This is a genomic window from Sphaerochaeta sp. S2 (assembly GCF_016406725.1).
Lineage (GTDB): Bacteria > Spirochaetota > Spirochaetia > Sphaerochaetales > Sphaerochaetaceae > Sphaerochaeta.
In genome coordinates this window covers 1-8,004 of sequence record NZ_JAEKNT010000144.1, presented here as the reverse complement: position 1 = coordinate 8,004, position 8,004 = coordinate 1, and the positions used below count along the sequence as shown (strand labels likewise).

Annotated in this window: 7 protein-coding genes; 6 read left to right on the top strand and 1 reads right to left on the bottom strand. The window is 48.2% G+C overall.

Annotated elements, in window-relative coordinates:
* From JF818_RS03785 to JF818_RS03775, 3 genes are all read left to right on the top strand, one after another.
* A partial coding sequence (locus JF818_RS03785; RefSeq protein ID WP_198890650.1) for an ATP-binding protein occupies window positions 1-1,433 on the top strand: 1,433 nt, incomplete at its 5' end.
* 177 nt (window positions 1,434-1,610) lie between these two features.
* Window positions 1,611-3,068, top strand: coding sequence for a hypothetical protein (locus tag JF818_RS03780; protein WP_198890649.1), 1,458 nt, complete (start codon window positions 1,611-1,613; stop codon window positions 3,066-3,068).
* A 103-nt stretch (window positions 3,069-3,171) separates the two neighbouring features.
* The gene (locus JF818_RS03775; protein WP_198890648.1) at window positions 3,172-4,395 is read left to right on the top strand and encodes a sugar MFS transporter; all 1,224 of its coding nucleotides are present in this window, start codon (window positions 3,172-3,174) and stop codon (window positions 4,393-4,395) included.
* Here JF818_RS03775 and JF818_RS03770 read toward each other — a convergent pair.
* Window positions 4,361-4,873 carry a cyclic nucleotide-binding domain-containing protein gene (locus JF818_RS03770; RefSeq protein ID WP_198890647.1) on the bottom strand — a complete coding sequence of 171 codons (513 nt, stop codon included), beginning with the start codon at window positions 4,871-4,873 and terminating at the stop codon, window positions 4,361-4,363. The two genes, JF818_RS03775 and JF818_RS03770, sit on opposite strands and share 35 nt — an antisense overlap.
* 197 nt (window positions 4,874-5,070) lie before the next feature.
* On the opposite strand from JF818_RS03770, the gene JF818_RS03765 reads away from it, so the two are divergent.
* The 3 genes from JF818_RS03765 to JF818_RS03755 form a co-directional block, all read left to right on the top strand.
* The gene (locus JF818_RS03765) at window positions 5,071-6,387 is read left to right on the top strand and encodes a TolC family protein (protein WP_198890646.1); all 1,317 of its coding nucleotides are present in this window, start codon (window positions 5,071-5,073) and stop codon (window positions 6,385-6,387) included.
* The gene (locus JF818_RS03760; RefSeq protein WP_198890645.1) at window positions 6,377-7,309 is read left to right on the top strand and encodes an efflux RND transporter periplasmic adaptor subunit; all 933 of its coding nucleotides are present in this window, start codon (window positions 6,377-6,379) and stop codon (window positions 7,307-7,309) included. The genes JF818_RS03765 and JF818_RS03760 overlap by 11 nt, the downstream gene beginning before the upstream one ends.
* A gap of 12 nt (window positions 7,310-7,321) precedes the next feature.
* On the top strand, window positions 7,322-8,004 hold a 683-nt coding region (locus JF818_RS03755), incomplete at its 3' end, for an efflux RND transporter permease subunit (protein ID WP_198890644.1).

The window sequence follows — 8,004 nt, the reverse complement described above, 5'->3', positions numbered from 1 at the left end:
ATGTTGGAGATATCCATACATTGGAGCGGCTCGATCCACAGGTTGCGGAGTATCAGGAGATTGTCTCAAGATTGCAACTGGCAAAAACCAAGCTTGAGGGGTACTCAGAGCAGATCCGTGAGGAAGCGGAGCATGGCAATGCCTCTGATTTCACTGTTCTGCTGGAAGAGACAAATACACAATTGGAAAGGCGCAAGGATCAGGAGAAGACACTCTGGGAATGGGAGCGTACCTACAGGGAACTCTGTAATGACTCAAATTTGGAAAATACTGAGCTGGAATGCCTGAAGGCTGAGGAGGCATTGGAGGCTTTCCGGCAGGAAGAGGTAGTTCAGCGGATGGTGTATCAGCTCTATGAGCAGGTCAAGGAACAGAGCGAACGAACCTATCAACCACAGGTTCTGAAGAAAGCCAGTGCTTGGTTGCAGCGGATCACCCAGAATCGTTATCTGTTCACGGTAGGTGATGCAGGCTTCCTGGCACAGGACACAGTGACCATGAGACCCTATACATTGGACCAACTCTCCAGCGGTACACGCATCCAGCTCTTATTCTCCCTAAGGATGGCCTTTCTCGAGATGCTGGAGGGAGGTGGAGCATATCAGTTCCCCCTCTTCTTTGATGAGTTGATGGCCAACAGCGACGATGAACGTTCCCTTGCCATTGCCGAGGCGATTGCTGAAATCGCAAAAGAGCGGCAGGTGTTCTACTGCACTGCCCAGCAGGATGAGGTGAGGAAACTTGACCAGGTAGCAGACGGGGAATACCTGCTTATAGACCTTGAGGATGAGCAACGGGACTATCGGGTTTTGAAACACCCGTTTGAGGGAGTACCACTTAAGAGAGAATCTCTTCCCCCATTTGAAGAGGATTACCTCGCCTACGCAGCATCATGCAAGGTATCTGGCCCTGGACTATGGGACTCACTGGGAAGCTTGTCCAGCTGGTATCTCTGTACCACCAGCAAGGAATTGGAACGATTGCTCTATCGCGGTTTTTCCAATGCAGGACAGGCAAAGGGAGTATCAGCAGTGTACGCTATGCGTTTTTCCCTCCTCTCTGTTGCCCAGAAATTGGCTAGGAGAGGGAGAGCAAAACTCCTTACTCCCCAAGACCTTGACGATGATGGATTGAGTTTGAATCGTGAGGCGAATTACTTTGATGCATTGCTTGCATTCCTGAAGGAAAGACCCAGGAGTGGGAATGACGTTATTGCTGCGATAGCAGAAAAGACCCTGAAAGGATTCCGTGAACCTACGCTCTCTGCCTTCACTGCCTGGTTGCATGAGAAGGGGTATGCCAGCGAAGATACACCTTACACCCTTTCTGAAATTCTCGAGAGGATTTGCTTGGAGTTTGAGGAACTTACGGTGAGCTCAGATGAATATATGATTGTTAGACGCTATCTCCAAAGTCTTGGTCTTCCACAGTAAAACATTTGGCAGCAAATGATGGTAATCACCAACATCGTATTTCTCGATGGAAATTTCTTCAAAAAAACTCGGTAAATTTTGGAAAATGTCGTGTACCAAGGTTGTATTGTCACTGAAAGTACGCTAGAAAGATAACAAGTATATCGCTGTCAGTAATGAAAATAAAGGGGAGTCAGTATGAGAAAAAGGGCATTGCTTGTTGTGTTCTTGATTCTGGTAAGCTTGGTCTTCACCAGCTGTGGTACGTTGTTCACAAAAGGAGGGAGTGATTATCGCAATGGTGTTTCTGCCTATGAGAAGAAGGAGTATGTCTCCTCTCTCAGGTATCTTAATCAGGCACTGGCTGTGAATCCTGAGTTTGTGGAAGCTGCCCAGCTCTTCCCTGTTGTATTCAGCGAGGGTACTTCTTATTACAAGACTGAGATTGCTAATAATGCAGCAAAACAGGATCGACAGGCTGCTGACATTGTCTACCATGCCTATACACAACTGCAAGCATTGCATGAAGTGGCTAAAGCAAGTGGAGGAAGTGGTTTGATGGTTGAAGACTTCACCAGCAAGCTTGACGAAGCACGCCTGAAATCTGGAGATCTCTGGTTCAGTTATGCACAGAGTCTTGAAGAGAAGGGTGATAGGGAGAGTTTGAAGAAGGCAGTCGCCGCCTATGAGACGGCAAGGAGCAGAAATCCGAACCTGGAGAATATAGATGCAACCATCACCCAGCTCATCAAGGATGCTACCGTTACTGTGGCTGTTGCAGCGTATGGAAATTCGGATACGAGTTTCTCCAGTAAGGTACTTGCAGATGTAACAAGGGTGCTTGGATCGGATAGGTTTATTGAGGTCATACAGGAAGAAGATTTCACTCCTGGCCCCGACTCGATGGTTGGCCCCCTCGATATTGCCCTCATGACCGGTATGGGTAGAGGCTGGGATTATGTACTGGATGTATATGCGAGTACCAGTTTTGAAGAGATCAGCAAGGAGACTCCAGTAAGGCTTCCCTCAGATGCAGCCCTCTTCTCAGGTATCAAGCGTACGATTGGCTATCAGAACAAGACCTACATTTCCTACAGGCTTTTTTCCATCAAGCAGGGTGTGAAGGTCGTTGCCGAGGACAGAATCACCACTATTGATGGTCCATATGAGTACGATTTCAGTTATGTGAATGCTGAAGGGGTGCGGGAACTCAACCTCGGAGGAACAGGAAAAAAGAATTTACGCTTTGTAACCAGTAGGGCCGATGATATTACCACAAATACCACCATCAGTGCCTTAAGGATGGATTACGAACGTATTCCCATTCCCGCTCAAGTTGTTGATCCGACCGACCAGACGCAGTGGATTGCCTACTTCAAGGATCAGTATTACGACTTCCAGGATTTTGCAAGGAATGAAAGTGGGCGAGAGCTCTTCTATGCTATTGAGGTGGTACACCATGAGCCGAGCGATACCTATTTTATGATAGGACCAGATCTGGATACAGCAATCCAACGCTCCAAGATCAATAGCGCAATCATGAATGCACTAAGCTATACTGCTCGCACGTTGGCAGACGCTGAGAAAGAAGATGCAAAATCTGGCATCCGGAATGCCGGAGAGATTGCTGCAAACGCTGTAAAAGACCTATTCTAAGGTTTTTGTATAATGAAATTGACAAAGGGAGTACCTAAAGAGGTTCTCTCTTTGGTCAATTTAATCATTCCATTTTATCTGTACTGGTAGTATACTCAGCCACATGTACAAACGCACTATTCGAGCCTGTTACCTAGGGAATTTCATTGGGGCCTTGACCTGCAATCTGGCTCCTCTCCTCTATGTAACCTTCATGAGCGAGCTTGGTCTCTCCTTTGAACAGGTGGGTCGTCTTACCTTGCTCAATTTCTTCACCCAGATTGTCGCCGACCTTGTTTTCAGCAGACCGGTTGACCGTTATGGGGTCAGACCGTTCATTACCCTGGGGCACTTTCTGGCATTTGTAGGTTTTCTTTTCCTTGCCCTTGCTCCTCGCTTGTTCCCTCACAACACCTATCTTGGCTTGATGCTTGCAACCATCATCTACTCCATAGGAGGTGGACTCTTCGAACTATTGTTGAGTGCAATCGTACAGGCAATCCCTGGGGATGCAAAAGAGAGTGCCATGAGCCTCTTGCACTCCTTCTATGCATGGGGATTCATTGTTGTAGTCATCGGTACCACACTGATGATCCAGCTTTTCGGTCGTGGTAACTGGATGTTTGTTGTCCTGATCTGGTCAGTCTTTCCCCTGTTGAATTTCATCAACTTCTTGACTGTCCCCCTTGCCCCTGCTGTGCATGAAGACCACCGGACAAAGATTCGGGAGCTGCTTGCATCCAGATACTTCCTCTTTGTAGTACTCGGTATTGCCGTCGGTGGTGCCACTGAGGTCTCCATGAGTCAATGGACCAGTACCTTTGCAGAAACTGCACTGGGGCTACCAAAGGAAGTGGGGGACCTGGTAGGACTTTGTTTGTTTGCCTTGCTCTTGGGAACCATACGCGCTATCTATGGTGCTTGGGGTACCCGCTTCCCGTTGTACAAGGCAATGCTGATGGGATCTCTACTCTGTGTAGTGTGTTATCTTGTGGCTGCTTTGAGTCCACTGCCGATTATCAGCTTGGTTGCCTGTATCTTTGCAGGATTGGGCGCAGGGCTTCTTTGGCCAGGCTCAGTGGTTAACGGTGCAAACCGTTTCCCCCTCGCTGGATCCTCTCTTTTTGCCTTTCTGGCTGCCGGCGGAGATGCAGGCGCAGCCTTTGGCCCCTGGCTTATTGGTGTGACTGCTGATGTATTCCCCAATCTGGTTACCAAGGCTCCTTGGCTACGAGGACTCTCCGAGGCTGATGCTGCACTGAGAAGCGGAATGCTTATCGGTACCCTGTTTCCCCTGCTGATGGTCCTGTTTCTTATGAGGATGCATCGCCTTGAGAAGCAGACGTAGGCATGGTCGCACGGTTCTTGACCATGGCAAGCATTTCATCTGCACCACGAAGCCTTCTTGAGATATCCCTCGCAAGGTTGAGAACGAGCATGGTGTAGGTTTTCAGGTCAACGAGTGATATCTTGTAGAGATCCTTGTTCGAGAGCGTGATGACCCGACTCGGGACAAGGGTCACGACTGAGGCCGCACAGTTCTGGATATCGATGAGTTCCATTTCTCCAAAACTGTCTCCATTATGCAATGTTGTGATGATTCTGCTCTGCTTCTTGTTGGTCTCCGATTGCCTGACGATGGCAACCTCTCCCTCGACAATGAAGTGTACGCGGTTGTTGGGTTCCCCTTGCTTGAGAATGGTAACATTCTCCTCAAAGGTATGCTCTTCCAGATAGGGTTTGATCAAGGAGAGAGAAGCATCGTTGAGCCCTCCAAACATGCTGTGCTTGCAGAGAAATTCATTGTCGACTGTGCATTCACTCATACTTCATCCTACATTCATATATTTCAGAACGCAAGGTTATGTCCCTTGCTAATCAGAGAAAAGAAACAATGGAGGCCGGAAGAAAAAAACTGGATGACAGTAGTAGGTTGTTGTGTTTACTGAAAAACTCTTGTCGATTGATTGCCGAAATGTATTAGATTGAGTACTGTTTCTTTGCTATAACCTAAGGAAATGCTATGAATAGAAAGTTTTTACTACTCCATATCCTGCTAATAGTAGGTATTTTTAGTCTAGGAGCAAGCTCTCTCACACTGGATGATGCATTAGAGCGTGCACGTATGCACAATCTCTCCCTTCAGGGTAATGCCATCGATGTTAACGCGGCAAAGCGCGATATTGATACCTCTTGGAATCTCTTTCTCCCCAATCTCAATCTCTCTCTTTCCCATTCTGGAGCTGGTCCGGTATTTGAACCATCTATGAGTTTAGCAGGCCCTGCTTCCTATCGTGATACCGGTCTTTCCCTCGGACTTAACATGCAGTTCACCTTGAATATGGCAGTGAAGGAACAGCTGGAGAGCTATCATCTGGGGTATCAGATACAGAAGGTTACCTATGAACAGGCGAAGGCTGAAATACAAAGGAATGTGACCAAGCTGTTCTACTACCTCCTGATGGAGAAGCAGAACATTGAGGTACAGGAGGCCAATCTGGAACTTGCCCGTCAGCAGTGGGAAGAAGTGAAGGAGAAGTTCGAACAAGGGTTTGCCAGTGAGGTTGAAGTACTTACCTCCGAGCTCTCCTATGAACAGATGAGACCCCCCTTGCAGCAGTCAAAGAACCAGTATGAGGCAAATCTGCTCTCCCTGAAGGCCATGATCGGCATGGATCTCTCTGAACCTCTGGAAGTGGAAGGAGAGATTCCTGCTCTCATGGAGCATCTTGAGGTTGCAGCGTTGCAGGAGTATCTTGCAAAGAGTTATTCCATTGCACTTCTTGACTTGAACCTTGCGAGCATTGAAAAGCAGAAAGAGCTGAACAGGAAACAGGCATTCACCCCATCCCTTAGCCTGCAAGGGAATTATGGGATTTCTGGGTGGAATGATAATTACAGTAATACATTCAGCGACAGCTTTTCTTACTCGGTGAGTGTCTCCCTTCCTCTTGATGGGTTTATCCCCAACTCACGTACCCAGGTAGGACTTGCGTCTCTGGATGACTCGCTTGATAAACTTGCTTTGCAGCGTCAGCAGGCGCTTCAGCAGATGGAATTGAGTGTCATCTCCCAGGTTCAGAATCTGAATATGCTCTCTCTCCAAGCAGACCTTGCCGAGCAAAGTCTGGCAGTGAGTGAGAGACTCTATGAAGCACAGGTTATCCAGTACTACAGTGGATACTTGGGCTTCGTGAGTCTTGAAGAATCGAGGAACAACCTTATGCGCGCAAAACAAGGAGTGCTTGGTGTCCAGTACCAATACATCAGTGCCCTTATCGACCTACTCTACGACCTGAATATTCCAATGAAGGAGTTTAATCCATCCCATGAATCCTAATACATCAAAGAAACGCATTGTCGGAGTAAGTGTACTCGTCATTTTGATCCTTGCAGCCACTGCTGTCATTGTCATCAATCCATTTGCTGGACTTATCGAGAAGCAGAAAGCAAGTGAAATCGAGGTAGTGGAGGACGCAACCGTCTCTGTTGCCGTACAAGCGCTCGAACCACGGAACCTGCAAAACGTAATACAGGGAAATGGTAATGTGATCGATCCCAGTTCGATTGATGTCTACCCTGAGGTTGCCGGTACCCTTACATCCCTTTTGGTAAAAGTCGGTGAAGAGGTTGAAAAAGACCAGGTAATGGGGACTGTTGACCCATCCCGTGCTGGGATGGTGTATAAGGAGAGCATTATCAAGGCTCCTGCCTCTGGAGTGGTACTTGCACTTCCTTTCGTACAAGGAGCAGTGGTTACCGGCCAGGCACCCATTGCCCGCTTGGGTATGCTTGAGGAGTTGGAAGTGGTCATGTCCATTGCAGAGCGACATGTCGGTTCAGTGGGAATTGGTACCAAAGCCAGACTTTCGTTCAAGGCTTTTCCTGGAAAGATGTTCACTGGTACGGTTACCCGACTCAGTCCGGTTCTTAATCCTGCGAGTCGAACCTTGGAGATTGGGATAACCGTGGATGACAACGATGGGCAGGTCAAGAGTGGCATGTTCCCTACGGTGGAACTCCTCACTGAATATCTTGAGGATGTATTGGTTGTTCCCCGTTCTTCCCTTTTATATACAGGTGCCCAGAGCTATGTGTATGTGGTTGATTCGAGCAATGTGGCACATAGGAGGGACGTGGAGATCGGCATGCAGGTATCGGATATGGTACAGATTGTCTCAGGATTGGAGATAGGTGATCATCTGGTCATTCAGGGACAGAGCCTCCTCACCGATGGCGCTGCTGTGCGCATTGTTCAATAGGGGAGTGTATTCATGAGTGTAACCAATACCGTTGTACGACGGCCGACGACCATCATTGTCATCTATATTTTGTTGACAGTGCTTGCGTTGGTTGTCTTTCCCAATCTTGCAGTGGAACTGTTTCCGGAGATGGACCTTCCCATGGTTATTGTCTACTCCTCCTACAGTGGTGCAAGCCCCGAGACCATGGAGAGCAGGGTCACCAAGCCCATTGAAAGTGCTGTTTCCAATGTCGGGGGAATAAAGACTATCAGTTCAACCTCATCTGAGGGGATAAGTATGGTCATGCTTGAATTTGCCTATGGAACTGACTTGGACAAGGCTAGCCAATCGATCAATGACAATCTTAATCTGGTCGCAGATTTCTTCCCCGACGATGCAAGTCAGCCGACCATCTTCAAGCTGAATACCAACATGATGCCGGTGATGAATATCGCCCTTCGCAGTTCCAGTGGCAAGGATGCCAATGAGCTCAGGGCCTTGATGGAGGATGTCATCCAGAACCAGATCGACCGGGTTGGTGGGGTTTCCAATACCTCGATCAATGGTGGTCAGGATGCCATTGTGCAGGTTGCCATCGACCAGAACAGGTTGGAAGCATATGGGGTAACCCTAAGCCAGGTCTCCTTTGCATTGAACCCTCAGAATGTACAGGTTGGTGCAGGTACCATGGTGGAGGGCGATCTCTCCTACCT